Annotated in this window: 25 protein-coding genes; 13 read left to right on the top strand and 12 right to left on the bottom strand. The window is 66.9% G+C overall.

Annotation, left to right across the window (positions count from 1 at the left end; translation table 11 throughout):
- Positions 1 to 88: 88 nt before the first annotated feature.
- A complete protein-coding gene (locus R2733_22535; protein MEZ5379294.1) occupies positions 89 to 616 on the top strand; it encodes a hypothetical protein in 528 nt (175 codons plus the stop codon).
- A gap of 53 nt (positions 617 to 669) precedes the next feature.
- A complete protein-coding gene (locus tag R2733_22540) occupies positions 670 to 1,161 on the top strand; it encodes a DUF2231 domain-containing protein (protein ID MEZ5379295.1) in 492 nt (163 codons plus the stop codon).
- 73 nt (positions 1,162 to 1,234) lie between these two features.
- Here R2733_22540 and R2733_22545 read toward each other — a convergent pair whose 3' ends face one another.
- Positions 1,235 to 1,396 carry a hypothetical protein gene (locus R2733_22545; GenBank protein MEZ5379296.1) on the bottom strand — a complete coding sequence of 54 codons (162 nt, stop codon included), beginning with the start codon at positions 1,394 to 1,396 and terminating at the stop codon, positions 1,235 to 1,237.
- A gap of 62 nt (positions 1,397 to 1,458) precedes the next feature.
- On the opposite strand from R2733_22545, the gene R2733_22550 reads away from it, so the two are divergent.
- From R2733_22550 to R2733_22565, 4 genes are all read left to right on the top strand, one after another.
- Positions 1,459 to 2,274 (top strand): enoyl-CoA hydratase/isomerase family protein, encoded by an 816-nt coding sequence (locus R2733_22550; GenBank protein MEZ5379297.1) that lies wholly within the window; start codon positions 1,459 to 1,461, stop codon positions 2,272 to 2,274.
- Between the two features lie 144 nt (positions 2,275 to 2,418).
- A complete protein-coding gene (locus R2733_22555; GenBank protein ID MEZ5379298.1) occupies positions 2,419 to 4,368 on the top strand; it encodes an alkyl sulfatase dimerization domain-containing protein in 1,950 nt (649 codons plus the stop codon).
- A 178-nt stretch (positions 4,369 to 4,546) separates the two neighbouring features.
- Entirely contained in the window at positions 4,547 to 6,061 is a 1,515-nt protein-coding gene (locus tag R2733_22560) for a SulP family inorganic anion transporter (GenBank protein ID MEZ5379299.1), read from the top strand.
- Between the two features lie 15 nt (positions 6,062 to 6,076).
- Positions 6,077 to 7,117 (top strand): malate/lactate/ureidoglycolate dehydrogenase, encoded by a 1,041-nt coding sequence (locus tag R2733_22565; GenBank protein MEZ5379300.1) that lies wholly within the window; start codon positions 6,077 to 6,079, stop codon positions 7,115 to 7,117.
- Here R2733_22565 and R2733_22570 read toward each other — a convergent pair.
- Both R2733_22570 and R2733_22575 read right to left on the bottom strand, forming a co-directional pair.
- Positions 7,110 to 7,886, bottom strand: a complete 777-nt coding sequence (locus R2733_22570) for a transglutaminase-like domain-containing protein (GenBank protein ID MEZ5379301.1) — start codon at positions 7,884 to 7,886, stop codon at positions 7,110 to 7,112. The genes R2733_22565 and R2733_22570 overlap by 8 nt on opposite strands.
- Complete coding sequence (locus R2733_22575; GenBank protein MEZ5379302.1) at positions 7,883 to 9,211, bottom strand: alkyl sulfatase dimerization domain-containing protein; 1,329 nt, start codon at positions 9,209 to 9,211, stop codon at positions 7,883 to 7,885. Before R2733_22575 ends, R2733_22570 begins: the two co-directional genes overlap by 4 nt.
- A 272-nt stretch (positions 9,212 to 9,483) precedes the next feature.
- On the opposite strand from R2733_22575, the gene R2733_22580 reads away from it, so the two are divergent.
- A complete protein-coding gene (locus R2733_22580; protein ID MEZ5379303.1) occupies positions 9,484 to 10,431 on the top strand; it encodes an SDR family oxidoreductase in 948 nt (315 codons plus the stop codon).
- Between the two features lie 107 nt (positions 10,432 to 10,538).
- Positions 10,539 to 11,252 carry a hypothetical protein gene (locus R2733_22585; GenBank protein MEZ5379304.1) on the top strand — a complete coding sequence of 238 codons (714 nt, stop codon included), beginning with the start codon at positions 10,539 to 10,541 and terminating at the stop codon, positions 11,250 to 11,252.
- Here R2733_22585 and R2733_22590 read toward each other — a convergent pair.
- The 5 genes from R2733_22590 to R2733_22610 form a co-directional block, all read right to left on the bottom strand.
- A complete protein-coding gene (locus tag R2733_22590; protein MEZ5379305.1) occupies positions 11,227 to 11,997 on the bottom strand; it encodes an RIO1 family regulatory kinase/ATPase in 771 nt (256 codons plus the stop codon). The two genes, R2733_22585 and R2733_22590, sit on opposite strands and share 26 nt — an antisense overlap.
- Positions 11,998 to 12,251: 254 nt before the next feature.
- A complete protein-coding gene (locus R2733_22595; GenBank protein ID MEZ5379306.1) occupies positions 12,252 to 13,649 on the bottom strand; it encodes a methyl-accepting chemotaxis protein in 1,398 nt (465 codons plus the stop codon).
- Between the two features lie 74 nt (positions 13,650 to 13,723).
- Positions 13,724 to 13,987, bottom strand: a complete 264-nt coding sequence (locus tag R2733_22600) for a hypothetical protein (GenBank protein ID MEZ5379307.1) — start codon at positions 13,985 to 13,987, stop codon at positions 13,724 to 13,726.
- 1 nt (position 13,988) lies between these two features.
- Positions 13,989 to 14,891 carry a phytanoyl-CoA dioxygenase family protein gene (locus R2733_22605; GenBank protein MEZ5379308.1) on the bottom strand — a complete coding sequence of 301 codons (903 nt, stop codon included), beginning with the start codon at positions 14,889 to 14,891 and terminating at the stop codon, positions 13,989 to 13,991.
- Entirely contained in the window at positions 14,878 to 16,443 is a 1,566-nt protein-coding gene (locus tag R2733_22610) for an MDR family MFS transporter (GenBank protein MEZ5379309.1), read from the bottom strand. The genes R2733_22605 and R2733_22610 overlap by 14 nt, the downstream gene beginning before the upstream one ends.
- A gap of 82 nt (positions 16,444 to 16,525) precedes the next feature.
- Here R2733_22610 and R2733_22615 point away from each other — a divergent pair, with 82 nt between their 5' ends.
- Genes R2733_22615 through pyrC form a run of 3 tightly spaced genes read left to right on the top strand, consistent with a single transcriptional unit; the run spans position 16,526 to position 19,655 of the window.
- Positions 16,526 to 17,605: a proline racemase family protein gene (locus R2733_22615; GenBank protein ID MEZ5379310.1), complete on the top strand. Its 1,080-nt coding sequence runs from the start codon at positions 16,526 to 16,528 to the stop codon at positions 17,603 to 17,605.
- Positions 17,602 to 18,525 (top strand): DMT family transporter, encoded by a 924-nt coding sequence (locus tag R2733_22620; protein ID MEZ5379311.1) that lies wholly within the window; start codon positions 17,602 to 17,604, stop codon positions 18,523 to 18,525. Before R2733_22615 ends, R2733_22620 begins: the two co-directional genes overlap by 4 nt.
- 26 nt (positions 18,526 to 18,551) lie before the next feature.
- Positions 18,552 to 19,655: a dihydroorotase gene (gene pyrC, locus R2733_22625; protein ID MEZ5379312.1), complete on the top strand. Its 1,104-nt coding sequence runs from the start codon at positions 18,552 to 18,554 to the stop codon at positions 19,653 to 19,655.
- A gap of 62 nt (positions 19,656 to 19,717) precedes the next feature.
- On the opposite strand, the gene R2733_22630 is transcribed toward pyrC, so the two are convergent.
- Complete coding sequence (locus tag R2733_22630) at positions 19,718 to 21,217, bottom strand: SulP family inorganic anion transporter (GenBank protein MEZ5379313.1); 1,500 nt, start codon at positions 21,215 to 21,217, stop codon at positions 19,718 to 19,720.
- A gap of 182 nt (positions 21,218 to 21,399) precedes the next feature.
- Here R2733_22630 and R2733_22635 point away from each other — a divergent pair, with 182 nt between their 5' ends.
- Both R2733_22635 and R2733_22640 read left to right on the top strand, forming a co-directional pair.
- On the top strand, positions 21,400 to 22,095 hold the full coding sequence (locus R2733_22635) for a VOC family protein (GenBank protein MEZ5379314.1): 696 nt from the start codon (positions 21,400 to 21,402) through the stop codon (positions 22,093 to 22,095).
- On the top strand, positions 22,092 to 23,291 hold the full coding sequence (locus R2733_22640; protein MEZ5379315.1) for an alpha/beta hydrolase: 1,200 nt from the start codon (positions 22,092 to 22,094) through the stop codon (positions 23,289 to 23,291). The genes R2733_22635 and R2733_22640 overlap by 4 nt, the downstream gene beginning before the upstream one ends.
- Here R2733_22640 and R2733_22645 read toward each other — a convergent pair whose 3' ends face one another.
- Genes R2733_22645 through R2733_22655 form a run of 3 tightly spaced genes read right to left on the bottom strand, consistent with a single transcriptional unit; the run spans position 23,292 to position 26,152 of the window.
- Positions 23,292 to 23,807 carry a hypothetical protein gene (locus tag R2733_22645; GenBank protein MEZ5379316.1) on the bottom strand — a complete coding sequence of 172 codons (516 nt, stop codon included), beginning with the start codon at positions 23,805 to 23,807 and terminating at the stop codon, positions 23,292 to 23,294.
- Positions 23,808 to 23,818: 11 nt separating this feature from the next.
- Positions 23,819 to 24,967 (bottom strand): hypothetical protein, encoded by a 1,149-nt coding sequence (locus tag R2733_22650; protein ID MEZ5379317.1) that lies wholly within the window; start codon positions 24,965 to 24,967, stop codon positions 23,819 to 23,821.
- Between the two features lie 9 nt (positions 24,968 to 24,976).
- Positions 24,977 to 26,152 carry an SPFH domain-containing protein gene (locus R2733_22655; GenBank protein MEZ5379318.1) on the bottom strand — a complete coding sequence of 392 codons (1,176 nt, stop codon included), beginning with the start codon at positions 26,150 to 26,152 and terminating at the stop codon, positions 24,977 to 24,979.
- Positions 26,153 to 26,230 lie beyond the last annotated feature (78 nt).

Here is a 26,230-nt window from a genome sequence, read left to right on the forward strand (position 1 = left end):
AGCGTGGCCCGCCGGTCGGGACACGTGGCCACCGTGCAGGTTCGTGCCCGGGTGGCGTCTCAGCCGCAACGGAGAAGGGTGCCGGTCCATGCAGATCCGAGCGGTCGTCGTTGCGGTGGCATCGCTCATCGGCATCGTGGCAACCGCCGGCAGCGCCGTGGGTCTGAACCTCGGCATCTTGCGCTCCGCCGACAGCGGTCCGGTCGGCCAGCTGACCATCGCCGATCTCACGCCTCGTCCCGATCCGGTGTCGATCACCGTGGCCGCTCCCGAGGGGCAGCCGCTCCGGTCATCCACCTCGCCCTCGACGGTGACCACACCGCCGCCGTCGACGAGCAACTCCTCGGCCGATCGGCCAGTCACGACGCCTGCGACGAACACGCCGAGCTCGAGCACCGGTGCCGCCCCGTCGTCGACGCAGCCGTCAGCAACTGCGCAGCCCACGACCTCGCTAGCTCCCGCCGAGCACCAGGCGACCGCCACGAGTCACGACGATGCGGGGTCGCAAGATGCGTCGTCCGACCACGACTCGACCGACCAGGAGTCGTCCGACCACGAGTCGGAGGACGAATCCGACGACCACGATGACCACGACGGACGAGACGACGACGACTGACGTCGCCGATCGGCCGACCTGCACTCGCACCCGCAACGAAAGCGACCCTCGACATGGAACTGAACGAGATCTTTGGACTTCCCGCACATCCGCTGCTCGTGCATGCCGCAGTAGTGCTGCTGCCGATTGCGGCGCTCGGGCTCGTGCTGATCGCGCTGCGACCGGCGTGGCGACGCCCCTATGGTCCGCTGGTCGTGGTCTTCGCCCTCACGGCGCTGGTGTCGGTTGGGTTGGCGCAGGGGTCCGGCGAACAGCTTGAGGAGCGGGTCGAGGAGACCCGGCTCGTCGAGGAGCACACCGACGAGGGTGAGAGCGTGATTCCCTGGGCGTTCGCCGTGTTCGCCCTGTCGGCGGCCACCGTTGCGATCGAGCCACTCTCGAAACGAGTGCCAGCGGCTCGCTCGAAGGCTGCGGCCTCAGCCCTGGTGGCTCTGAGCGTCCTGGCTGCCGTCGGTGCCATCTTCTTCGTGATCGAGGTCGGCCACAGCGGCGCGAAGGCGGCGTGGGACGACCTGCCGGCGGCGTCGGCCGACCACGACGACTGACACTCGCCGACTGGCGGTGGTGATGGGTCCCGGTCGGTATCGACCAGGTCCCATCACCGGTGAGCAGGCTGGGTCAGCCGCCGAGAATCTTGCGGAGCCACTTCGGTCCGCCGGTACCGGCGTCGCACTGGCAGCGGTCGGCGGGGGCGACATCGCCGAGCACCTGCTCGACATGGGCACCGCATCCGGCCCAGGATGGCTTCTTGCAGTTGTTGCACATGGTTCGTCTACACATGTCTGCCACTCTACACCACATCATCCGAATGTACGTACATTACCCCTGAGGAAGGTTTCCCCGTGTCCGACAACGCCCCTTCACCTGCACCAACACCCGACACTCCCGAACTGTCCACGGTGAAGGTGAGCGTCGACGGCGCCATCGGGCGGCTCACGCTCGATGTGCCGGACAAGCTCAACCCCCTCGGTTGGCGCACACTCGACGAGATCGCCATCGCGGCGCGGTGGTTCGATCGCCAGTCACAGGTGAAGGTGGTGGTCGTCAGCGGCGCTGGGCGCGCCTTCTCTGCGGGAGCTGACCTGTCGACCTTTTCCAGCCGGATGGAGATCACCACCCGAGAAGCTGCCGACTACGGGCGCAAGATGGCCGAGGCACTCGAGTCGATGCAGGCACTGGCGATCGCCTCGATCCAGGGATGGTGTGTCGGCGGAGGCCTCGTGCTCGCGGCGGCCTGTGATCTGCGCGTTGCTGGGGAATCGGCGATGTTCTCGATTCCCGAGGTCGATCTCGGGATCCCGCTCGCTTGGGGTGGCATCCCGCGCCTGGTCCGAGAGATCGGACCGGCGCTCACCAAGGAGCTCGTGCTCACGTGCCGGCCATTCGATCCGGCCGAAGCCAAGGCGGCTGGCTTCCTCAATCGAGTGGTGGCCGACGATCAGCTCGAAGCCGAAGTCGAGGCGCTCGCCGACCAGCTCGCCTCCAAGGCGTCGCATGCCCTGTTCAGCACCAAGCGCCACGTGAATGCCGTGACCGACCAGATGGTCGGCACCATGCGCAGCTGGTCCGACGCTGATGGGCTGGTGACGGCGTTCGGCGACCCGGAGTGCGCCGATGCTCGCCGGGCGTACCTGGCACAGCGGAGCAGCCGCTCGTGAGGGAGCGGGGCAGCCGCTCGTGAGGGAGCGGGGCAGCCGCTCGTGAGGGAGCGGGGCAGCCGGTCGTGACACGCTCGGCTCCTTCCGGTCGGCGAGGCGCCGTTTCGCTCGACAAGCGAAGGGGCGGCCGCCAGACTCGCTGAGGTGACCAGCAACCCGACCTCACCAACCTTCAGCCGCACCGCCCCCAAGGAGCCGACGGCCGCCACGCTCGCGGTGCTCGCCGAGGCGGCAGCAACCCTCGATCTCGAGGTGATCGACGACGAGCTCGCCGTGCGTGGCTTGATCGCCGAGCTCGCTGGCCCGATCGAGGTGGCCGGTCCCGGTGGGTCGACCCAGACCGTGTGGGACACCGCTCGCCACGACTTCATCCGTACGGCCTCCGACGTGCCCGACTCCGTCCATCCGAGCCTGTGGCGCCAGGCTCAACGCAACGCTCCGCATGGTTTGTTCGAGGTGGCGCCGGGTCTGTGGCAGGCCCGTGGCTACGACCTGTCCAACATCTCGTTCATCGCAGGAGAGGTGGGGTGGATCGTGATCGATCCACTGACCACCGAAGCCACCGCTCGGGCGTGCCTGCAGCTGGCGAACGATACGCTTGGCGAGCGGCCGGTCACCGCCGTGATCTACACCCACAGCCACGTCGACCACTTCGGCGGCGTGCTCGGCGTCACCAGTGCCGACGCCGTGGCGAACGGTGAGGTTCGCATCATCGCCCCTCAGCACTTTCTCCGTGAGGCGGTGTTCGAGAACGTCGTCGCCGGTCCGGCGATGGCACGTCGGGCGGCCTACCAGTTCGGGGCGACGCTGCCGGCCGGGCCCCGCCAACACGTCGACTCCGGCCTCGGCAAGGCCGTGCCGCTTTCCAGCCCGGGACTGCTCGCGCCGACCGAGGAGATCACCGAAACTGGGCAGGAGCTCGTGGTCGACGGTGTGCGGATCGTCTTCCAGAACACTCCGGAGTCCGAGGCGCCCGCCGAGATGAACTTCTACTTCCCCGACGCGGGGTGGCTGTGCATGGCCGAGAACTGTTCGCACAACATGCACAACCTGGTGCCGCTGCGGGGTGCCCAGGTCCGTGATTCGCTGGCCTGGTCGAAGTACATCAACGAGGCGATCGAGTTGTTCGGCGGCGAGGCCACGCTCATGTTCGCCAGCCATCACTGGCCCCGGTGGGGCAACGACGACACCGATGGGTTCCTCCGCAAGCAGCGCGACCTGTACCGCTGGATCCACGATCAGACCATGCGACGGGCCAATCGAGGCATGACGCCGCTCGAGATCGCGGAAGACCTTGCCCTGCCCGAGGTCTTCGTCGCTCAGGGTCACACACGTGGCTACTACGGCTCGCTGGTCCACAACGTCAAGGCGGTCTACCAGCGCTACCTGAGTTGGTACGACGGCAACCCCACGCACCTGTGGCAGCACCCGCCGGTGGCGGCGGGGACCCGCTATGTCGCGTTGGCCGGAGGGGCCGATGCGTTGCTCGATCATGCGCAGCGAGCGTTCGACGAGGGCGACTACCGATGGGTGGCCGAGGTGGTCAACCACCTCGTGTTTGCCGACCCGACCAACGAGCGGGCTCGGGAGCTGCAGGCTGATGCGTTCGAGCAGCTCGGCTATCAATCAGAATCGGCCACGTGGCGCAACGCTTACCTGACCGGAGCGCAAGAGCTCCGAAACGGTCCGCCGCCGGCTCGCCCGGCGCTGCGACGCGGCCTGGTCGAGGCCCTGACCGTCGACCTGATGTTCGACGCCATCGCCATTCGGCTCCAGGACGAGCTGGTCGCAGGGGAGCGGGCGGAGATCAACTGGACCTTCACCGACATCGACGCCGACAGCGGGCAGCGGGACTGGGTGCTGGGACTCGAACACCAGGCGCTGCACTACGTCGCCGGTCGCCATAGCCCTGACGCCACCGTGACCGTCACACTCACCAAGGCGCTGATGGCCGAGATCATGGGAGGCGAAACGACGTTCGTCGACGCCGTCACCGCCGGTCGGGCCACGCTCGACGGCGACCCGGCGGCGCTGATCACGGTCTTCGGCCATCTCGAGGTCTTCCAGTCCGGCTTCGCCATCGTCGAACCCTGACCACCGGGCATCAAGCGCTCGGGCAACCTGCGGCCGAACTGCCGGGCCTGCGTCCATTCTGAGGCAAGCTCCGGGGTTCCGCGCTGCTGAGCGTACGGAGGCCCGGAGGTTTGGTGAGATTGGACGGTGGCCCGGAGGTTGCCAGCAACGGCGGCAGTCGGCTGGCACACTCGGTGACGTGCTGCGCCGACTCGATCTCACCCGACCCCAGATCGGTGACCTCGTTGCCGGCCTCAGCGTCGTGCTCGCACTGGTGCCGCAGGGTTTGGCGTACGCCGAGCTTGCCGGAATGCCGGGCCACATCGGCCTCCTCGCCGGCACGCTGCCGGCAATTCTCGCCGCGTTCTTCGTGTCGTCGCCTTACCTGCAGACCGGACCGACGGCACTCACGTCGCTCCTGGTTGCCGGCGCACTGACGCCGCTCGCGGCCGCCCAGACCGACGACTACGTGCTGCTCGGTGCACTGCTCGCGTTGATGGTCGGCGTGGCCCGGGTGGTGTTCGGCGCTCTCCGACTGGGGATTGCCGCCTACTTCGTGAGCCAACCGGTGCTCACGGGCTTCACGTCCGGCGCCGCCCTCTTGATCATGGGCTCACAGCTGCCGACCGTGGCCGGCTACTCGAGCGATTCGTCGCGGGTGCTCGGCCGGGCCCTCGCAACGTTGGCACACCCCGGTGATTGGAACTGGGCCTCGATCATGCTGGCGGTGATCACGTTCGTCCTCATCGTCACGCTGCGGAAGGTGCATCAGATCTTCCCGAGCGTGTTGCTGGGTGTGGCGGTCTCATGGGCCATCGCGGCGATCTTCGACCTCGACGTCGCAACCGTCGGCGACATCCCGAGCGTTGGCGTGTCGCTCGTCGACGAGCTCCCGTTCGACTCGACCGCCCATCTCATCGTCCCGGCCATCGTCATCGCCTTGATCGGCTTCGCGGAACCATCCTCGATCGCTCGCACGTACGCAGCCGCCCAGCGCCAGCGCTGGAGCGCCAACGCCGAGTTCGTCAGTCAAGGTGTCGCCAACCTCGCCGCCGGGGCGATCGGTTCCTATCCCGTCGGCGGCTCGTTCGGCCGATCGTCGTTGAACTACCGAGCGGGGGCGACCACCCGCTGGTCGGGGTTCATCACCGGTGTCGCCATGCTCGTGCTGCTGCCGTTCTCGAACGTCTTGTCGAGCATGCCGAAGTCGGCGCTGGCCGCCGTGGTGATCAGCTCGGTGATGAGCCTGTTCCGCCTCGATCGCATCTCGGCCATGTGGTCGTGGAGCCGCCCGCAGACCGCGGCCGCGGCGGTCACCCTCGTCGCCACGCTGGCGTTCGATCCCCGGATCGAGCGGGGGATCCTGGTGGGCGTCGCGCTGTCGGTGGGGATCCACCTGTGGCGCGAGCTACAGGTGTACATCGAGGTCGAGCGAACCGGCGACCATCTCCGTATCGTGCCTCACGGCGTGCTGTGGTTCGGCTCGATCAACCGGATCAGCGAGAAGATCCTCGCCGTGATCGCCGACCACCCCGACGTCGACGATGTCGAGATCGTACTGGGCGGCATCGGTCGGCTTGACCTCACCGCCGCGTTCGAGCTGGCAGAACTCGCAGCCGATGCTCGCAAGCGTCCCGACCTCGACCTTCGCTTCTCCGGCGTGCCGCCACATGCCGAGCGGCTCTTCTCACGCGTGATCGACACTGCGGAGTGAATTAGGGTCCGGCGCATGCCCGATCTGACTCCTGCCCAGCTCCACGACGTCGTCACCCAGACCTGCTCGGCGCTCGGGAGCGCCGACCGCGAGGCCGCCCTCGTGGCCGACCAGCTGGTCGGCGCCAACCTCGCCGGCCACGACTCGCACGGCATCGGTATGTTGCCGCTCTACGTCGCACACGCACTGACCGGAGAGCTCCACGTGAACGAGCACGTCGAGGTGCTCAACGACACCGGCCCGCTCGTTGCACTCGACGGACGTGCCGGGTTCGGCCAGGTGATGGGCTATGAGGCCATGGAGATCGGGATCGATCGGGCGAGGCAACACGGCGTGTCGCTCGTCGGATTGCGCAACTCGTTCCACATCGGCCGCATCGGTCACTGGGCCGAGCAGTGCTCGGCGGCGGGTCTGGTGTCGCTCCACCTCGTGAACGTCGCCGGCCACGGCGCGATCGTCGCCCCCTTCGGCGGCGCCTCGGCCCGACTCGGCACCAATCCGGTCTGTATCGGCATTCCTGGACGCGACGGGCGTCCCGCCGTGATGCTCGACATGGCCACCAGCACCATCGCCCTCGGCAAGGCGCGGGTGGCGCTCAACAAGGGGGAGCGTGTTCCCGCCGACACGGTGGTCGATGCCAATGGCAACCTGAGTGACGATCCGAGCGAGGTCATCGGGCCCGACCACGGCGGCGCGCTCGTGGCAATGGGCGAGCACAAGGGGTCAGGCCTCGCCATCATGTGCGAACTCGTCGGTGCTGCGCTGCTGGGCGGGTTCACGATGCGCGAGCAGGACGGACCTGGCCGGATCTACAACTCGATGGTCACGGTCGTCATCGACCCCGAGGCCGTCGGTGGCGCCGAACATCTGCTCGCCGAGACCGAGGCGACCGTGGAGTGGCTTCGTTCAGGACGAACGCGAGTGGGGGTCGACGAGGTGCTGATGCCCGGCGAGCCCGAGCAGCGGGCCAGGATCGCCCGAGCGGAGCGCATTCCGGTCGACGACGAGACGTGGGCTCAGGTGCAGGCGGCGGCCGCGGCGGCCGGGGTCAGTTGAAGTTGGCACGTAGCCGGGTGATGGCCGCTCGGTATTGGGAGTGTCGGTCGGGATCGAGGTTGGTCAGCGCTTCGAGCTGATCGATTGCCGCGGCGTAGTGGCCGCGGCTGGCGAAGAGCTGGGCGAACTCGAGCCGCGCGCCGACGGCGACGTCGGGAAGCTCGATCTGGGCGGCGACGACGCTCGAGAGCGATCGAAGGTCGCCCGTGCGGAACTCGATGCCACGCAGGTTGTTGAGCATGCGGGTCGCCACATCGAGCGGGCCGATCGGATCGAGAAATCGCATCTCGAACGGTGTGTCGGGCACGAGCGACTGGAACAGGGCCTGCACACCGTCGAGGTCGAGTTCGCGGCCGCCGGCCATCGGGTCGAACCATCGACGGTTGTCGCCCGTCCCTGCCCCAAGCAGCAGGTGGGCGGGCATCCCGATCGGTTCGATGGCCAACCCGCATCGGGCCCCGATCTCGATGGCGACCACGCTGAGAGAGATCGGGATGCCGAGCCTCGAATCCAGTACCCGGTGGAGGTACGAGTTGGACTTGGCGTAGTACGCCTCGGTGTTGCCGCGGAAGCCGAGCGTGCCGAACACGTGGGTCATCAGCTGCGAGATGGTGCTGACCTCGTCGTCGACGAGATCGTCGAAGGAGGCGAGGATGTCGGGGACCGGCGGTGCGTCGTCATCGAGTTGGGCGATATGCGCCGCGACCTCGCCCACGCCGACCTCGTCGCCGCGGGCGAAGAGTTCGCCCAGCCCCGTCGAGCGGTTCATTCGCCGATCGACAACACCATCGACAGCGGTGGCGCCTCGCCGGTGACGGCGTAGTCGGATTCGGCGGCGGCACTACGGAAGATGCCCTTCGACATGAGCGATGACTCGGTTGCTCGTCGGGCCGAGTAGATCACCGATCGGGCCGAATGGACGGCATGCGACTCAGGTTCGGCGGCGGCCGCGAACTCGATCAGCTGGCATGCCAGACGATGGTCGCCGGCTTCGGACAACTGCGACGCCCGCTCGATGAGGGCATCGACTCCGCCCGCAAGTGCGGCGACCTCGCGCCCGATCGCTGCGTCCGACGCCGGCTTGAGACGAGCGGGGTTGCCGTCCCACCAGCCGCCGTAGAGTCGCCAGATATTGCGGATCACGAACTCGGGCTCGTCGTAGAGCGGCCGGAGGTAGGGAAGCTCCAGCGTGGCGGCGGGGACGGAGACCGAGTCGACGATCTCGTCGAGCACAGCGCCGCTGTTCATGGCATCGACGACCTCGGCGACGAGGGTTTCGAGTGTCTGGGCGACGGTGTCGAGACAGGAGACAATCCGGTCGCGCCCGGCGATGGGCAAACCGTGCGCCGGCACGAAGAGTTCGGGATCCATGGCGGCCATCGCCCGCAGCGACTGCGCCCACTCCAGCGGGTAGCGCTGGACCTTCTGGGGGTTGCCGCAGTTGGGAAAGTTCCAGATGAATTGGTCGCCGGCCGCGATCATGCGGTGCTGCGGGATCCAGGTCCAGGTGTGATCGTCGGTCTCTCCGAGGCAGTGATGGAAGGTGAAGTCGACACCGCCGATCGTGTCGGTGAGTTGCTCGCCGTAGGTGGTGTCGGGGCGCAACGTGCCCCGTGGCAGGAATCGCGCCGCGTTGGGGCCAGCCTGTGAGGTGACCTTGGGCGCCCCGCCGAACTGGCGCTGATTGATGACCTTGTTGTACCCGGCGGTGTCCTCGTAGCGATCGAAGCGGGGGTTGACGTTGTCGTGGCCGATGACGCGTGGCAGCGGTCGTGCATGTGCTTCGGCGTCGGCGGCGAACGCCCGGCTCCCTCCGACATGGTCGAGATGCCCGTGGGTGTAGACGATCGAGTGCACCGGCGCGTCACTCCAGGTACGGAGCGACTCGACCACGGCGGGGCCGGAGGCGGCGGCACTGGTGTCGAAGGTGACCACGCCATCACCGGTGTCGACGACCACGACGTGACTGAACGACTCGATGAGCATCACCCCGTCGGCCAGTTGGCTGATCTCCTGCGTGATCCGATTCGGCGGCGTGTCAACGACGCCGGTGTCGATCAGGCGAGAGGACAGATCGAGAGGATGTTCGCTCATCGGTCGAGTCTCGCTGGCGGGGTCCACCATGTCCAGCGCATCGCCATTCGAGCGCGGCGTGCCGCACTGTGTCCTTGGAGCGCGGCGTGCCGCACTGTGTCCTTGGAGCGCCGTGCCGCACTGTGTCCTTGGAGCGCCGTGCGGCGCTGTGTCCTTGGAGCGCCGTGCGGCGCTGTGTCCTTGGAGCGCCGTGCCGCACTGTGTCCTTGGAGCGCCGTGCGGCGCTGTGCCAGGATGCCGCCACGGGACCATCGAACCAAGGGAGCACCTCAATGTCGCAGCCGGAGAGCGGAGCACGTTTGTGTGAAGGGCGGGTCGCCATCGTCACCGGCGCTGGCCGAGGGATCGGACGCGAGCACGCGTTGATGCTCGCCCACCACGGGGCCAAGGTGGTGGTGAACGACCTCGGCGGCGAGTTCGACGGCACGGGTGCCGATCAGACTCCAGCGCAGCAAGTGGTCGCCGAGATCGAGGCGATGGGTGGTCAGGCGGTGGCCAACGGTGACGACGTGTCCGATTGGGAAGGCGCCCAACGGATGATCAACATGGCGGTCGAGAACTTCGGCGGGCTCGACGTCCTGGTCAACAATGCCGGCATCCTGCGTGACCGGATGCTGGTCAACATGACCGAAGCCGAGTGGGACGCCGTGATCAAGGTGCATCTCAAGGGCACCTTTGCCCCGGCTCGCTGGGCTGCGGCCTATTGGCGGGAACGGGCCAAGGCCGGCGAGACCAACGACGCTCGCATCATCAACACCACGTCGGTGTCGGGCATCTACGGCAACCCGGGCCAGACCAACTACGGCGCCGCCAAGATGGGCATTGCCGGCTTCACGATCATCGCCGCGCAGGAGCTGGCCCGCTACGGCATCACGGTCAACGCCATCTCCCCGGGAGCCCTGACCCGACTGACCGAGCCGTTGCGCACCGAGCCCATCACCGACGAACAGCGCGAGGCTCGTTCACCGATGTGGATCGCGCCCATTTGCACGTGGCTTGCCAGCTCACAATCGGCGAACGTCACCGGTCGGGTCTTCCAGGTCGCTGGTCAGGAGATTGCGATCGCCGAGTCGTTCCACAAGGGTCCTCGGGCCACCAATGTCGACGATCCGCTACAGATGCGTGAGGTGGTCGCCGACTTGATGGCGCGAGCGAACCTCAACGCCGACATGCAGGGGGAGTACGCCGAGGGTCCCGGTCGTCCGGGCAAGACCATCTGAGCGCATACCGCCACGGGGGTCTTTCGGCCCTGATGGCCAGCGCGTTGTGGCGCGATGCTCGGCGAAGGCGAGGCGTTGTGGACGCGCCCGCGGGAAGGATTTCGGTGATGCGAGCAGTTGGGGTACGAGCGGGCGTGGCGCTGTTGGGCATGGCACTGGTGATGCTGCAGCCTGCGATGGTGGCGGCGGCCGACCTGACCCTGCCGACCGACACGGTGGTGTACGCCGAGCCGGGATCCATGATCGAGTTAGGGCGAGTCCCCGTCGACACCGAGCGGGCCGGCCCGCTCTGCACGTGGCAGGCCAGCGTCACCAACCAGAACTCGGCCCATCCCGGCAACGACATCGTCATCACGAGCGGCGAGTCCGAGCTCGTGCTGGCCGACGTCGAGGCGACCGAGGGCAAGGTCACCACCAACACCGGGTCCGCCTACCTCGTCGACGAGGTGGTCGTGACCCTGCGAATGGGACCCGACGGCGTCTTCAGCGGAGGTCTCGACCTCACGATCCGCTACGACCAGTGCACGACCACGACCACGGCGCCGCCGACGACGGCACCACCGGCGCCGACCACGACCGAAGGCGACCTCGAACCGCTGGGACCGACGGTCACGACCGCTCCGCCCGACACGGCGCCGGCGACACCGTCCACTGCCGCTCCCACGACCAGCGCCCCGACGACCACCGTCGACATCGAGCCGGCGGGGCCGGTCCTGCCGATCACCGGGGGGAACCGGAGTCAGCCGCTGCTGGCCACCGGTCTCGCGCTGGTCGGTCTGGGAGCGGTCGGGGTGATCACAACTCGACGAGCAGCTCACTGAACAACACCTCGGCATCGACCTCGATGCCTCGTCGCTCGAACCAGCCGCAGAGATTGTTCACATCACGGTGCAAGAAGTTCAGCCCCTGCGGGTTGGCGGCAACGTCGACGGCCTGAGGGAAGTCGATGAACCAGAGTTCGCCGTTCCACCACAGCAGGTTGAACGCCGAGAGGTCCCCGTGGGCAAAACCGGCGTGCACCATGCGGTGGAGCCCATCGACGAGCTGCTCGAAAGCCGACTGCACATCGTCGTCATCGAGCCGAGCACGACCGAGCTGGGGTGCTGCCCCGCGGCGATCGCCGACGTACTCCATGATGAACTCGTCGTCGCCGAACGACACCGGGTAGGGCACCCGTACGCCGGCGTCCCACAGCACCCGCATCACGTCGGACTCATGATTGGTCCATCGTGCCTGGAGTAGCTGTTTGCCATGGGCCGACATCCGCTCGACCGCTCGGCGGTCTCGGGACTTGCGGAACTGGCGCCCCTCTCGGTAGGCCACGTCGTGCCGGAAGGTCGAGGCCCGCTGCACACCCATGGCTTCGAGTTGGCCCTTGGATGCGACCGAGCGCGGCAGGTATCGCTTCTTTGCGAGCAGCAAGGTTCGGCCGTCGTGACCCCGCCGCTCGATGATGTTGATCTGGGCTTCTTTGCCGGTACGGAGGACGCCGAGGTCCTCGTCGGTGAATGGTTCGGACACCAGCCAGGTCGGCTGGTGGTGGTGCGATGCTGGTTCGCGAGACAACGCTCACTCCTGGTTCGATGCCGCTGGGACGAACCGGTTGCGCTGCGCCGTGGAGCCGGGGATCGACCGCTACGAGCGGGATCCGGGGCGGGAGGGTCTCAGGTGGACGGTCTCAGTGGGAGGCGAATGGACAACCGGTGGATGAGAACACGTTGAGGACCGTCATGAGCTGTCTCCTGTCCATCGGGTGTGCGGCAGTGCCGCCTCGACGCGTCCGAGGCTAGAACGCCCGTGCCGCAGCGTCGACCGAATATTCAGCGCGAGCCGACGAGGGCGGCCAATTGGCGGGCCACACCGCCGAGCAGGTCGGCAGCCTGGATCGTGCTGCTGACCTGTTCGAGGTTCTCGTGCGCGCCGTTCGCCACATCATCGATGCGATGACTGATCTCGCTCGCTCCGGCGGCGGCCACCGAGGCTCGGCTGGCAATCTCCGCCGTGGTCACGTTCTGTTCCTCGATCGCGGCCGAGATCGACGTCTGGGCGTCGCTGATCTGACCGATGATCGTGCGCACATCCTCGACTTGACCAGCGGCCACCTCGGCATCGTTCTGGATGCGGGAGATACGGTCGGTGATGGTCGTGGTGGCCTCTGAGGTGGCGGTCGCGAGCTGCTTGACCTCGTTGGCGACCACGGCGAAGCCTTTGCCTGCGTCGCCGGCGCGAGCGGCCTCGATGGTCGCGTTGAGCGCCAGCAGGTTCGTCTGTTCGGCGATGCTGGTGATGAGGTCGAGCACGGTGGCGATCTCCGCCGTCGAGGCGCCCAGCCGGTGGATGTTCTCGACCGTCTCGCTGACGGTGTTCACGGCGCTGCCGGCGACCGACGTCGCATCCATTGTTGCCCGGGAGATCTCGGTGATCGACGCCGTCAACTCGCTGGTGGCGAAGGCAATGGCCTGGATGTTCTCATCGACTTCGGTGGCCGACATCCGGCTCTCCTCGGCGTTGGCCGAGTTGCTGCCAACGACGTCACGGAGTGCGGTCCCGCTGGCCTGGATCTGCGTGGCCGAGGCGGCCACGTCGGATCCGAAGCGGACGAGCGGCCGCCGGATCGAGCGAGCGATCAGCGCGGCCGCGCCCGCCATCACGGCGGCCGCGATCAGCGTGGCGACGATCAACAGCTGGCGAGTGCTCTCCGTGGCGGCATGATTGTCGGCTTCGGCAACCTGGCCGGCAACGACGACGGCCTCCGACAGGCCGGCGAGCTCGGTTTCCAGTGCCTCGAACTGCTTGGTGAAGACCGACAGGCGGGCATCGACCGTGCCGGGGCCGGTGACGACGGCCTCGATCGTGGCCGACGCCGCGGCCACGTACTCCTCGAGCACGGGACGGGTGTTGCTCACGTACTGCTGGACCTCGGGGCTGTCGGCCAGTGATACCTCGATGGCGTCGAGTTCGCCGAGCATCGTCGACTTGTGCTCATCGACGTTGGCCAGCGCCGCCTCGGTGTCTGCGGTGAGGAGTCCGTCCAGCACGTCGGAACGAATGGCGTCGTGCATCATGTCGGTGACACCGGCCGAGACGGTCGCCTCGCGATAGCGGTCGAGCGAGGTGGCGTCCTTGATGTTGGCGGCTCCGAAGGCGCCGACGCCGACGACGAGCGCCACGCTGATGCCACCGAGGCTCGCAAGCGCTTTCGGTACGTTCCACTGCATACGTCGACTCCGTTCCTCGGTCCCTGTCGAATCATGGGAGTCTCGGATCGGGCCGAGGCGGTATGAGCGGTAGGTCAGCTCCGACGCATGGTGCGAGTGAAGACGAACTCGGTGCCGGCTTCGGCCAGCACCCGATCGGCGTCGATTGGACCCGGCGCCTGCAGCAGCGACCATCCGTCGCGCAGGGCGTCGACGCCGGTGGCATAGGGCGGCCGTTCGTCGGGCAGGCCGGGTGCTTCGCCGTCGGTGCCGTCGTAGAACGCCCACCCGATGACGGTGGTGTCGAGCGCGGCAGCGCTCAGCCAGAGCTGGAGGACCTGCTGGCGGTCGTCGAACACCTCAGGCTCCGGGGGCTCGCCGCTCGGTACGCACCAGGTAGTAGTCGACGTCGAAGGTGTCGTCGTCGGAGAGGTAGCGCCACAGGCGCGCCCGCTCGGTGAGCTCCCGCCGTGACTCGTCGGTCCCCATCCAGGTTGGCGTGGAGCGGAGGATGGCGGCGACCGAGTCGGTGCGGCTGTTGGCGAAGATGTGGTCGCTGGCGTCGTTGTGCATCGCCTCGAAGTCGGCCAGATTCCACAGCCGCTGCTGGGGACGGTCGGGGCCGACGCGAAGCTTGTACATCCAGCGATCCTGGCCGCTCGGGTTGTCCTGGCCTGCGTGCCACAAGCCGTGATGGAAGACCATCACCGTGCCCGCGGGTCCGGCGTAGAACTCCTCGCCGACCAATTGCTGGTAGCGGGCGGTGCTCGACGACGGCACGCGGCGTAGGTGCGAACCCGGGACGAACCGGGTGCCACCTGCTCCCGGAGCGATCTCGTGAGGAAAGTAGAAGAGCTGGATGTCGAAGTCCGGGGTGGCCGTGTCGCTGATGGCGTCGGCGTGGAGATGCTGGCGGTTGGCGTGTCCGGCAGGGAGATGGTGCACGAAGTCGTGGTCGAAGATCGGATCGTCTCCCACCAGCGACGAGATGATGCCCTGGATCTGGGGGAGGCGCAGGTAGGCGCCGAGGCCAGGACGATCGACATAGCAGCGAGACAGCGGGTCGAGCGTGTGGGGCAGGGCGATGCTGTCACTTCGTTCGCCGATCCCGAACGCTGCGAGCTTGGCGGCCTCGATGGCGGGGAGCTCGCCGAGTACCGCCTCGTTGATCTCAGGCGGAACGATCGCGTCGAACCGGAGGTAGCCGTTGGCGACGAACTGCGCCATCTCCCTCGTGGTGAGGCGATGATCAGCGGCCGGCATCGGGCACCACCGGAGCATCGTCTTGGCCGCCGACGGCCGATGAGGTTCGAAGGGGAATCTCCCGCAGGGCGAGCGCCATGGCCAACACGCACGCCATGAGCGGGATCGCTTGCAGGAACATCCCGGCCACCGAGTCGCTGACGGCACCGACCACAGCGCTGCGGAGTTCCTCGGGGAAGTCATGAACGATCTTTGGCGTGCGGATCAGCTCCTGCACCCCGCCAAGTTCATCGAGTCGTTCGGCACCGAGGCGATCCGCGAGCTCGTCGGTGAGGCGTGTGGTGAAGAAGGCGCCGGCGACGGCAGCACCGAAGGCACCGCCCATGCTGCGGAAGAAGTTCGACGTCGAGGTGGCGATACCGAGATCCTCGATGGGGGCTGCGTTCTGAACGGCGAGGGTGAGGTTGGGGAAGATCAAACCAAGGCCCATGCCGAGAGCAAAGAGCAGGGGAGCGAGGTCGAGCGCGCTGGTGTCGGGGGTGATCCGCGTGAGGCCGTACATCGCAGCGATGGTGATGATCGGCCCGGCGACCATGGCCCATTTGTATCGGCCCGACTTCGACACGAGCAGGCCGCTCACGGCCGCAACCAGACTCACACCCACCGACTGAGGCGTGACCATCAGTCCGCTCTTCGTGGCCGATGCCCCGGTCGACACCTGGAGGAAGAGCGGAAGGAAGGTGGTCACCGACAACAGCGCGCCCATGAGGATGAAGCCCATCCCGAAGACGAGGACCACGGTCCGATCGGTGAACAGACGAAGCGGAATGATCGGTTCCTCGGCTCGGGCTTCCTGCATCAGGAACACGGCGCTCGCGGCGAGGCCGACGGCCAGGGTGGTCAGCAGCTGCCACGACCCCCATGGATAGGTTTCGCCGCCCCACACGGGGACGAGGATGAGTCCGGTCGACGCGACGACCAGCAGGCCGATACCGATCCAGTCGATCGGACGCCGGCGGGTGGCGAAGGGGAGGCGGAGGCCGCGATTGGTGACGGCGAGCGCAAGCGCCGAGATCGGCACGACGGCCCAGAAGACCCAACGCCAGCCCGGACCATCGACCAGCAACCCACCCCACAGGGGACCGGTGAGGGCCGAGATGGTGAAGACGCCGGTGAAGATCCCGATGTAGCGGCCGCGCTGGCGAGGTGAGACGACGTCGCCGACGATCACGAAGGCCAGGGACATCAGGCCACCGCCGCCCATGCCCTGGATCGCTCGGGCCCCCACGAGTTGGTTCATGGACTGAGCGATTGCGCACAGGATCGACCCGAGCATGAAGACGGTGATCGAGATCTGGTAGACGATGCGCCGTCCGAACAGGTCGGACATCTTGCCGTAGAGCGGGGTGACGATGGTCGAGGTGAGGAGGTAGGCCGACACCACCCAGGCGATCTGGTTCGCACCTCCGAGCTCACCGGCGAGGGTCGGCAGGGCGGTGGCGATCACGCTCTGTTCGGTCGACGACAGGAACAGCCCGACCATGAGCCCGCCCATCAACCACCGCAGCTGCTCCTTCGTGAGTCCGGTGGGGGAGCTGGTGGTGATCGTCACGCGCTCACCTTGCCTCACGGCGAAGTGGTTCGGCAAACAAACGAAACTGCGGGTTCGCGAGTGAGATGTGGCAGGCTTTGCTGTGCGCTCGTGCAAGACGATCCATGTCATCAGCTGTCATGCCGAGGGTGAAGTGGGCGATGTGATCGTCGGCGGCGTGGCCCCACCGCCGGGCGCCACGCTCTGGGAGCAGTCGCGCCACGTCGCCGACGACGATCGGCTGCGTCGGTTCGTGCTGAACGAACCTCGTGGAGGCGTGTTTCGTCACGTCAACCTGCTGGTGCCGCCGGTCGACCCGCGGGCCTCGCACGGCTTCATCATCATGGAGCCCGAGCACACGCCACCCATGTCGGGTTCGAACTCGATCTGTGTCGCCACGGTGCTACTCGATTCCGGCATCGTCGAGATGACGGAGCCGATCACCACGCTGGTCCTCGAGGCACCCGGTGGGCTGGTGGAGGTCAGTGCCGAGTGCCGTGGTGGAAAGGCCGAGCGCATCACGGTCACCAATGTCGCGTCGTTTGCCGGCGATCTCGACGCCATGCTCGAGGTCGATGGCATCGGGTCGATCCGCGTCGACACCGCGTTCGGCGGCGACAGCTTCGTGATGGTCGACGCTGCGGATCTCGGCTTCGACCTGCTGCCGGGCGAGGCCGGCGACCTGGCGGCGATCGGTGCGCGGATCACGGCTGCCGCCAACGAACAGCTGTCGTTCGTGCACCCCACCAACGCCGACTGGCGACACTTCTCGTTCTGCCAGATCGCCGGTCCGCTGACGACCGACGACACCGGCGACCTCACCATGCGCAACACCGTGGTGATCGATCCCGGCAAGCTCGACCGATCGCCGACCGGCACCGGTGTGTCGGCCCGCATGGCCGTGCTGCGAGCCCGTGGCGTCATGGCGGTCGGCGCTCGACTGCGCATGCGATCGGTGATCGATTCGGCGTTCGTCGGCCAGATCGCCGCCGACACGGTGCTCGTCGACGCCGACGGCCGCCGGACCGACGCCATCATTCCCACCATCACCGGTCGAGCGTGGATCACGGGGATCCATCAGCATCTCCTCGACCCCGACGACCCCTGGCCGCTGGGCTACCGCCTGGCCGACACCTGGCCCAACCGCCAGCACGCTCCTGACACCGAACGAGATCGCCCATGACCGACACCGTCACCTCCGCCTCCGTCGCCGACGAGAGCACCACGCAGGGCTTGCTCGGTGCCGCGCTGGCGGTCACCGCCTGGGGCGCCGCGTCGATCATCCCGAAGGCGATGGACATGGGAGGCATGGCGATTGCGGTGTACCGCTTCGCCCTCTATTTCGCCGTTCTCGTCGGCTGGATGGCGTACCGAAAGGCGCCGTTCAGCGTCACCGCCATCCGGCGCTCGGTGCTCGGTGGCATCGCCTTGGGGCTCGACATTGCGCTGTTCTTCTCGGCCGTCAAGCTCACAACCGTGGTCAACGCCACGATCATCGGGTCGTTGCAGCCGATTCTCGTCGGCGTGGTGGGTGTTCGGTTCTTCGGCGAGAAGATCAAGGCGATCGACGCCGTGTGGTCGCTCGTTGCGTTGGCCGGCGTCACCGCCGTGGTGCTGTCGTCCTCCAGCACTGCGGAGTCGAGCGTCACCGGTGATCTGCTGGCCATCGGCGCTCTGTTCTCATGGAGCGCCTACTTCATTGCGTCCAAGCAGTCGAAGGGATCGATCACACCCACCGAGTTCACCGCCGGCACGGCGTTCTGGGCGTTCGTCATCAACCTGCCGCTGGCCATCGCGTTCGGCCAGGACCTCGGCCGTCCGTCGAATGGCGATCTGGTCAAGGTGGTGATCCTCGCCGTCGTCGCCGGGGTGATCGGCCACAGCCTGATGAACTGGTCGCTGGTCCGCATTCCGTTGTGGATCGGCTCAACCTTCACGCTGCTCATCCCGGTGGCCTCGTCGCTGTTGGCGTGGGCCTTCCTCGACGAGTCGCTCAGCTGGGGCCAGGGCATCGGCATGGCGGTCGTGATCGGTTCGCTGGCGGCCATCGTGGTGGGACAACACCGCCGCAAGATCGACCAGCTCGAGGTAGCGGTGCCGTGAGGTTGCCCGGTAGGAACGAGTCCACGATGACCGATCCCGCAGCAAGCGACGACACCTTGACCGAAGCCACCACCGAGCTCATCATTCCGCTGCCCGACGACTGGCATGTGCATCTGCGCGACGACGCCATGCTGGCGTCGGTGGTGGCATACAGCGCCCGGCGGTACCGCTTTGCGATGGTGATGCCGAATCTCCGCCCACCGATCACGTCGCTGGATCAGGCTCGGCGCTATCGCGCCGAGATCTTGCGGCATGTGCCACACGATGCACCGGACTTCCGGCCCGTGCTCACGTTCTTCGCCTCTGCCGACCTCGACGTCGACGAGCTTCGCGCCGCTCACGCCGAGGGGTTGGTGAAGGCGGTCAAGTTCTATCCGGCGGGGGCGACCACCAACGCCGACCAGGCCGTCGGGGGGTTGTCATCGTTCCATGCGATCTACGACGTCCTCGAGGACACCGGTATGCGGCTCCTCGTGCACGCCGAATCGACCCGGGCCGATGTCGATGTCTTCGACCGAGAGGCGGCCTTTCTCCACGATGAGTTGGTGCCGTTGGTCGAGCAGCGGCCTGGACTCGCCATCACGCTCGAGCATGTCTCGACGGGAGCGGGGATCGAGTTCGTCGACGCCTATCCCCAGGTCGCCGCCACGGTCACTCCTCACCACCTGAGTCGCGACCGCGGACACCTGCTGGCCGATGGTCTGCGGCCCGACCTGTACTGCAAACCGATCATCAACTCACCCGATGATCGGGCGGCACTGGTCGCCGCCGTCACCAGCGGACGGAGCGATCTCATGCTCGGAACCGACTCGGCGCCCCACCCCACCACGGCGAAGTACGGGCCGAAGGCCGCTGCCGGTGTGTTCAACGCACCGTACGGCATCGAGGTGGTGGCAGAAGTCTTCTATCAGGCTGGTGCACTCGACCGGTTCGCCGGGTTCGTCTCGAGCAACGGCTGTTCCATCTACGGCGTCGAACCGCCGAATCACCGGGTTCGCCTCACCCGTGTCGCCGACGGCGAGGGCCTCACCGATGCGCCGGTCGACCACCTGCAGACGTCCACCGGCGACGAGGTCGTCTTCTTCGGCGTCGAAGAAGCCGCCCGCTGGCGCCACGAGCTCCTGCCGTAGCCCTCGAACGTCCCTGGGGACGCTTGCGGAGGCGTTGTCAGGCGTGGATGGTCAGCAGAGGATCAGTGGGCCGAGGTCATCGAGCCGGACATGCGACCGTGCAGTTCGGCGCTGCCCTCGTTGAGTCCGATGATCTGGGGCTCGATCCCGTGCGCTTCGAACTTGGCGACCACGGCGTCGAGTGCCGACACGGCCGAGGTGTCCCAGATGTGGGCATCGGTCAGATCGACGATCGCTCGATCGATGTCCTCGGTGTAGTCGAAGAGATGAAGCAACTCGTTGGTCGAGGCGAAGAACAGCTCGCCGGTGACGTGGTAGATGCGGGTGCGGCCGTCGCTGGGGTCGATGACGCTGGTGACATCGGCGAGATGGGCGACCTGTCGGGCGAAGAAGATGGCCGACAGCAGCACACCGCCCGCCACACCGAGCGCGAGATTGTGGCTGGCCACGACGATCGCCACGGTGACGACCATGACCGCCGACTCGGTGCGCGGCGCTCGACGCAGGTGATCGATGCCGATGCTGCTCCAGTCGAACGTGCCGACCGACACCAGGATCATGACGGCGACCAGCGCTGCCATCGGGATCGACGCGATGAGGTCGCCCGCAGCGAGGATGCCGGTCATCAGGAACACACCAGCGCACAGCGTCGAGAGGCGGCCCCGCCCACCGTTCTTCACGTTGATCATCGACTGGCCGATCATGGCGCAGCCGCCCATCCCGCCGAAGAAGCCGGTGATGACGTTCGCGATGCCCTGACCCCGCGACTCTCGGTCCTTGTCGGATCGGGTGTCGGTGATGTCGTCGATCAACTGGGCCGTGAGCAACGACTCGAGCAGCCCGACGAAGGCCAACGTGATGGCGTAGGGGGCGATGATCCGGAGGGTCTCGAGGTCGAAGGGGACATCGGGAAGGGCGAATGAGGGGAGTGCCGTCGGGAGTTCACCCATGTCGCCGACCGTCGGTACCTCGACGCCGAGGAGCGCTCCGCCGAAGCCGAGCACGGCGATGGCGATGAGCGGGGAGGGGATGGCGGTGGTGAGGCGGGGGATACCGACGATCATGGCGATCCCCAGAGCCACCATCACGTACACCTCGGTGCTGATGCCGACGAAGTGTTCGATCTGCGCCATGAAGATGAGGATCGCGAGGGCATTGACGAAGCCGGTCATCACCGGTCGGGGGATGAACCGCATGAGCCGACCGACGCCGAGGAGCCCCAGGACCACCTGCAGTGCACCGGCGAGGATCGTGGCGGCGAACAGGTACTGCAGCCCGTGGTCGGCAACGAGCGACACGATCACCAGCGCCATGGCGCCGGTGGCAGCGGAGATCATGGCCGGTCGGCCGCCGGCGATGGCGGTGATGACGGCGATCGAGAACGAGGCGTAGAGGCCGACCTTCGGATCGACCCCGGCAATGATCGAGAACGAGATGGCCTCGGGAATGAGCGCCAGTGCGACGACCAGACCCGCCAGCACGTCGGCGCGGAGGTTGAACAGCCACGTGGTGGCCAGTCGCGCCGCGAACGAGTCGGTGTCCGGTGGAGTCGTTGTCATCATGGTGTTGCCTCTTGGCTGTCTGGCTCGCACGCGTCGTGGCGACCGCAGGGCTGAGTCACGAACCAGAGCGTCGGCGCGCCGACGTATTCGCAACATCACGGAAGTCGTTGAACCTATCGGCCGCCGACCAGTGATCTGAAGCCGTTGTGCGTGACATCCGTCGCCTGTGACAGGATCGCGCCATGACCAACTCGCGTATCAACGGCGTGCACCACCTGGCAGTCAACACCGCCAACATCAAGGAGCAGATCGAGTTCTTCACCGACGTGCTCGGAGCCGAACTCGTCGGTCTCTTTTGGATGCACGGTGTCGAGGGGGCGTGGCACGCCTTCTGTCGACTGAACGATCACTGCTCGATGTCGTTCGTCGAGATCCCTGCCAACCACGGCATCGAGGCCCAACTCGGCGTCACCCACGCCGGCACCGGCGCCGGTCCGTCCGCCCCGGGCACGATGCAGCACCTGGCCTTCAACGTCGACACCCACGAGGAACTCCTCGCCATGCGTGATCGGATCCGTTCCCGCGGCATCAACGTGATGGGCGAGATCGACCACGGTCTCTGCCACTCGATCTACTTCGCCGGGCCCGAGGGCCTGACCCTCGAGGTCGCCACCTCGGCGGTGGCCATCGATGCCGAGGCCTGGATCGATCCTGACGTGGTCGAGAAGGCGGGTATCAGCGCCGAGGAACTCCACCGCTACAAGAATCCGGAGCCGTTCGAGGGGCGAGGCGGCACCGTTGCGCAACCGCCGATCGATCCGTCGAAGCCGCACATGGCCTACCCGCCCGACCGCTACGCCAAGCTGATGAGTGTTCCCGACGACGTGCTCACAGCGAGCGCCAGCTACGCCGAGCCGCCGGTCAAGGTGGCGCAGTGACGTCGAGTGCGAGCCTCTCTGTTCCGGGCACGCCGGCGGGGTGCGAGCGCATCGCGTACGTGGTGGTGCATCGTGAAGATGCCGCCTTCAGCGACACGTACGGCGGGGGAGGCAACATCATCGGTCTCGACTGCCACCTGGTCCGACCGATCGACACGCCGTCCGACACCGTCGTCATCTTGATGCACCCGATCGGCGGTGGCATGTACCTGCCGATCATGGGTGCCCTGGCTCGCGCCGGGCACCACGTCATCTGGGCGAACTCGCGTTACCGCGGCACCGACTCGGCCCTCATCATGGAGAAGGTGGTCGCCGACCTCGGCGCCGCGATCAGCGACGCCAAGGAGCGGCTCGGCTACGACAAGGTGGTCCTCTGCGGGTGGTCGGGCGGCGGATCACTGTCGATGTACTACCAGTCGCTCGCCACGCTCGGCACCGGCATCTCCGACACGGCGGCCGGTGATCCTTACGAGGTGCTGCCCGAAGCACTCCCCAAGGCCGATGCCATGCTCGTCATGGCCGCCCACATCTCCCGCCACGGCACCCTCACCGAGTGGATGGACGCCTCCATCACCGACGAGTCCCGCCCGTTCGAGCGCGATCCGCTCCTCAACCTCTACGATCCGGCCAATCCGAATCAGCCGCCCTACTCGGCCGACTTTCTCGAGCACTACCGCACACAGCAGATCGAGCGAAACCGGCGCATCACCCGCTGGGTCCAGAGCGAATTGGCAGCGCTGCGGGCCGCGGGCGCCAACAACGAAGAGCGGGCGTTCGTCGTGTACGGCACGATGGCCGACCCCCGCTGGCTCGATCCCAACGTCGACCCCAGCGACCGAGTGCCCGGCACCACCTACCTGGGCGATCCCCGCATCGTCAACGACGGGCCGGTCGGTCTCGCCCGGTTCTCGACCTTGCGCAGTTGGCTCAGTCAGTGGAGCTATGACCACGCCCGCGGCGACGCGCTCACCTCGGCCGCCCACGTCGATGTCCCCGTGCTCGTTGTCGGCAACACCGCCGACGACGCCTGCACCCCAGAGCACACCCATCGGTTGTTCGACGCCGTGCCACACGATCGCAAGCAGCTCTACGAGGTGCAGGGCGCAACCCACTACTACACCGGTCCGCAGGGCCGCGACCACCTCAACGAGGCAGTGGGTGTGGTGACCGAGTTCCTGGCCGGTGCGATCGGCTGATCAACCGGTCGACCCGTCGGCCTCTTCGACCTCGGCCCGGGCCGCTTCGAGGATGTCGAGCTGGTGACCCAGTTCGTGCAGCTCGCTCGACAGTTGAGGTGAGGACAACCCCGAGCTACGCCCGATCACCTGGGCGGCGATCTCCTCGTAGCGCTCGACCGACCGTTCCAGATCGGCCAGCACCGGCGGCTTGAGACGGTCGGCGAGATGGGAGCAGGCCACCAACTGCTTCGCCAGCTTGATGGCCTGGGTCTCGGCCGTGGTGGTGGCATCGAGCAGCGTGAGGTCGTCGTCGGCACTCGCCTTGATGCCGAGGTAGGCCTTCTGCACTCGCCGGTGCAGTACCGCCTCGGGCTCGTGCGATCCAAACCAGTGCTCGGGCACCACCGCAGCGATGCCCGGCACGGTCTCGGTCGACTTCGTGGCATTTCGTTTCACCGCCCCACCGGCGGCGACGGCGACGATGCCGCCGACGATCGCCACGAGAGCGACGACCGCGAGGATCAGCAAGATCACCACCGACATCGTCAGCCCGTCGCAATCGATCGGATGACCAGGATGAGCACGATCAGGGTGATGACCGCCACCACGGTGGCGATGATCTTGACCTTGCTCCACGGGCGTTCGCCGTGGATCTCACCGGTGGCGCCGTTGATGAAGACCTGCCACGGCTGGCCGGCGTAGATCACGGTGAGCAGCCAGATGGGCAGGAGCACATGCTTGTAGGACCGACTGGCGACGTGGGTGTTCTTGTGGTGGATCCGCTGCTGGTCTCCACCGATGTCTTGGCGAATCGTGCGATCGATCGTCGACTCCATGCGTTGGCGAGCCTCACCAAAGCAGGTTTCGACGTCTTTGTCGTACGTCCGTGACAGGTGCCCGACGAGGTAGTCGGGGTTGAACGGTTTGAGGAACTGGGTGGGCCACGGCTCGAGCTTGTCGACGAAGCGGGCGTCGAACCCGGTGTTGCCCTGGACCGTGATGTCGTCGAACGAGTTCAGCACTCGGCCTGACACGCGATACCAGTCGGTCTCGACCACGGTCTTGGTCTCGTTGCCGTCGCGATAGGTGCGCGTGCGGTTCTGACCCCGCTCGCCCTGGTAGTCGGTCATGGTGTCGGCGTCGAAGGTGAAGTACGCCGAGTACACGCTCTCGAACGACCCGGCGTTGGAGTACTTCTTGAACTCGTTGGGAGCGAACCAGCGTTTGTTGATCCACTGATCGAGCAGCTCGGCGGCCTGCTTGTCGGACACCTGGAACGGCAGCACTCCATCGACGGCGAGGCGCTCGGGCGCATCGTGGATGTTGGTGCGCTGCAGATCGGTGGCGCAGTACGGGCAGCGGGTGGCGGTCCAGGTGCCGACGAAGGTGGTGTGTCCGCCACAGTTCTGGCAGATGATCTCCTTCTCGCCCTCGACGAGCCCTTGGATCTGATGGGCGTTGTTCGTCACCGCTGCGGCCTTGGCGAAGCTCTGTTCGGCGACGACGGCCCCCGGCGTGTCGACGATGGCTTCACCGGCACCACAGTGGGTGCAGGTCAACTGCTGGCGAGCGATGTCGAACTCGAGCTGGCCGCCGCACGCGGCACAGGGCCGCACGCCGACGTCTTGGCGGTCGTTGTAGGTGGCGGGTGCCGGACGATCGGGCGGCTGGGGTGGCGTGATTCCCTCGGTCACGTCGTACCCCTACATTCCGGCCGGAGGTGCCGGGGGAGGGGTGGGCGGATCCTGAGGGAGCGGAGGTGGAGCGGCGAACAGGGGCGCCAGCGCCGGCACGGTGTTGGCCGGGGCCCAGCCCGCCATCCCTGCGGTCCACACCATGTCGGTGGCCTGCATCTGGCCGGCGGCGAGGCCGGCCTGCATCTGCTCGACCGTGAACGGACCGGCCTGTTGGCCGTTGAGTGCCACGTGATACGAGACTGCTCCCGGCAGTGGCGGTGGCGCCATGGCCGCCGGTTGGGCGGCGGCCTGCTGCGCCTGCGGGTTCATCTGGTTGGCCATCTGGGTGGCCATGGCCATGCCCATGCCCATGCCCAACATGTCGCCCATGGCGCCACCGCCACCAGGGTTCTGCGCTGCGGCGAGCATGGCGTCGGCCTGCTTGGCCTGGGTGTAGCGGTTGAGGTCGCCGACCTGGTCGAGGAACTGGCCTTCTTCTGCACCTCGGGCCGTGCCTCGGGTGATCGCCTCGCGGATCTCGTCGGGGAGCGACACCTTCATGTCGATCGCCGGGATGGCGAGTCCGAACTCGTCGTCGACACGCTCGGCAACGTACTCACGGAGCTTGGCCGACAATTCCCGCTGCTTGCCCTGGAGATCGATGACGCCCAGACCGGTCTCGAGCACCATGTCGGAGAACGCCCCGACGATGACCTGACGCAGCAGCTCGGTGATCTCCTCGGCGTCGACCTGGGAGTCGGTGCCGATGATCTCGCGCAGGAAGATGGCGGTGTCTTCGACCTTGACCTGGCACATGCCGTTGGCGCGGACCTCGACCATCTTGAAGTCGGGATCGCGCACCACGACCGGGCTGGGGGTACCCCAGCGGACCTCGGTCATGCGAGTGTTGATGAAGTACACCTCGCTACGGAACGGGCTGTCGAAGCCGTGCTTCCACCCCTGCAGGGTGCTCATGATCGGCAGGTTCTCGGTGGTGAGCTCGTAGTGCCCGGGCTCGAACTGATCGGCGAGTGCGCCTCGGTAGACGAAGACCGCACGCTGGCCCTCTCGCACGATCAGCTGTGCGCCGTTCTTGATCTCGTTCTGATAGCGGGGGAACCGCCACGCCATCGTGGTCCTCGAATCATCGAAGTACTCGATGATGTCGACGAGCTCGTTGCGAAGTTTGTTGATCAAACCCATTCTCTTACCCTCCGGTGTGTTCGTCGGCGATGCTAGTGCACCTCCGGTGACGACGGTGTCGGTCGACTCGGCTCGGTG

The organism is Acidimicrobiales bacterium (assembly GCA_041394265.1).
Lineage (GTDB): Bacteria > Actinomycetota > Acidimicrobiia > Acidimicrobiales > SZUA-35 > JBBQUN01.